2 protein-coding genes are annotated in these 2,490 nt (G+C 73.8%); one reads left to right on the top strand and one right to left on the bottom strand.

Features of this window, described 5'->3' with window-relative positions; translation table 11 throughout:
• The first annotated feature begins 107 nt into the window (after positions 1 to 107).
• Entirely contained in the window at positions 108 to 1,907 is a 1,800-nt protein-coding gene (locus tag A7A76_RS24700; RefSeq protein WP_206413806.1) for a sensor domain-containing diguanylate cyclase, read from the top strand.
• A gap of 159 nt (positions 1,908 to 2,066) precedes the next feature.
• On the opposite strand, the gene A7A76_RS24695 is transcribed toward A7A76_RS24700, so the two are convergent.
• The coding region (locus A7A76_RS24695; protein WP_206413805.1) for a hypothetical protein at positions 2,067 to 2,490 on the bottom strand (424 nt) is incomplete at its 5' end.

Raw genomic sequence — 2,490 nt, 5'->3', positions numbered from 1 at the left:
CGCGCCGCCGGGCGGCGGCTGCGCGCCGGCCGGCGGACGGCGGCGTGCACGGCGGCGTAGCGCCGGTGTGGGACACTGCCCCGGTCGGACCGTCTCCCGAGCTCGTCTTGGCCCAGCCCCCGCCGCCCTCGCCGTCCCAGCCCGCCGCCGCACCACGCCACGCGCGCCTGGCCTCGCGCTACCGCGCCTACCGGCTGCCGGCGTTCCTGCTGGCGGCGGCGCTGCTGGCCGTGGTCGGCCTGGCCACCGTGGTCGGGCTGCGCAGCTTCGCCGAGAGCGCGCAATGGGTCGAACATTCCTACCAGGTCATCGCCGAGATCGAATCGACCCTGGCGGCGACCCGCACGGTCGAATCCAGCGCCCGCGGCTACCGCCTCACCGACCGCTCCGACCTGCACGCCGAGTACCTGTCCAGCATCCCCGCGGCGCTGAGCCATTCGGCCCAGTTGATCGCGCTGACCCGCGACAACCCGCTGCAGCACCGCCTGGCGCGCGACATCGAGCGGCGGGTGCGCCAGCGCCTGGCCGAGATCGACCGGCTGCTGGAACTGCACCTGCGCGACCCGCAGCAGGCCCGGCTCAGCAGCCTGACCAGCAACGGCGCCGAGCAGATGCGCGCGCTGACCGCGGTGGCCGACAACATGCGCGAGCACGAACGCGGCCTGCTGGCCTCGCGCGACGCGCGCACCGAGCGCAACGCCGCCCTGCTGACCGCGCTGGTGGTCGGCGGCCTGCTGCTGGCGCTGAGCCTGCTGGCCCTGCTGATGCTGAGCCTGTGGCAGGAAAACCGCCGCAGCCGCGCGCTGGAGCGCGAAAGCCGGCAGGCGCTGGCCGAACTGGAGGCCTCGGCGGCCGAACGCCAGCGCCTGACCGAGCGCCACCGCAGCCTCAGCCATTACGCCGGCCTGCTGCAGAGCTGCCAGACGCTCGAAGAAGCGCTGGACATGACCGCGCACGTCATCGCCGACCTGATCCCGGAACTGGGCGGGCGCTGCTACGTCCTGCGCGCCTCGCAGAACCTGGCCGAGACCGCCGCGCGCTTCGGCCGCGAAGCCATCGCCAGCGCCGACCTGCTGCACCCCAACGACTGCTGGGCGCTGCGCCGCGGCCAGGTCCACCGCAGCCAGGCCCACGACGGCGGCGTGCGCTGCGCCCACCTGGAGCGCGCCGACCCGCAGCGCGCCCACGCCGGCGACGACGACCCGCGCTGGAGCCTGTGCGTGCCGCTGATGGCGCAGAACACCTCGCTCGGCCTGCTGTGCCTGAGCGGCGCGCGGCCGCCGCGCGAGGCCGACCTGGCCCTGGTCCAGGCCATCGCCGAACAGCTCAGCCTGGCCATCGTCAACCTGCAACTGCGCGAAACCCTGCGCGTGCAGTCGCTGCGCGACCCGCTGACCGGCCTGTTCAACCGCCGCTACCTGGAAGAGAACCTGCAGCGCGAACTGCTGCGCTGCCAGCGCCGGCACCTGCCGCTGTCGGTGCTGATGCTCGACGTCGACCACTTCAAGCGTTTCAACGACACCCACGGCCACGCCGCCGGCGACGCGCTGCTGGCGCGGATCGGCCAGCTGCTGCAGGAACTGGTGCGCAACGAGGACATCGCCTGCCGCTACGGCGGCGAGGAATTCACCATCGTGCTGCCGGAAGCCGACGCCGCGGCCGCCGCGCAACGCGCCGAACGCATCCGCGCGGCGATCGCCGCGACCACCATCGTGCACCTGCGTCAGACCTTCGGCCCGGCGACCTGCTCGATCGGCCTGGCCACCTCGCAGGGCGAGCGCGACACGCCGCAGCAACTGCTGCAAAGCGCCGACGCGGCGCTGTACCGGGCCAAGGCCGAGGGCCGCGACCGGGTCGTCGACGGCAACCGCAGCGCGGCGGCGGTGGTGAGCGACGCGCGCGCCTGAGCGGCGGCAGCGCGGCCAGCATGCCGCCGGCGCGGCCGGAACCGGCCCCGCAGCCGCGCAACGCACGCACCGTGTGCGATCGACACCCGCAAACATCGAACGGCCCGGGGCGGCGACGCCGCCCCGGGCCGCAGGATCGGCTCGCTTGACCGGCTCAGATCACACGCACACCCGGATCGGCTGGCCGTTCTTGCCGGGAATCAGCTTCTCGACCTTGCCCGGCGGGCACGGCTTGATCGGAACGAAGATGTCGGCCAGGGCATGGGTGGCGAAGCTCAACAGGCCGGCGGCGACGAGGGCCGCGAAGACGCGCGATTTGCTCATGGGAGGTTCGACTCGCTGGGCGAACCGGAATGGCGTGGCGAAGGCAGCGGAAACCCCGGTCCGTATGGATTCCGGCCGGGGCCCACCTTGCGCAAGCGGTGTCGGGCTGACAAGTGCGGCCGCGCGGCCAATGGCGCCGTTTTGGCCAACTGCGTTACGGAATCGCAAGCGCGCCGCGTCGCCGCGGCGTTTCGCGCGCCGCGCCGCGCGCATGCGCCTGCGTATGCACTGCGCGCGCGTCCGCGCCGCGGCCGGCGGC

The sequence above is a fragment of the Lysobacter enzymogenes genome, from assembly GCF_017168095.1.
GTDB classification, from domain to species: Bacteria; Pseudomonadota; Gammaproteobacteria; order Xanthomonadales; family Xanthomonadaceae; genus Lysobacter; species Lysobacter enzymogenes_D.
Note: the sequence above shows the minus strand (reverse complement) of the source record. Positions and strands in the feature narration are given on the sequence as shown.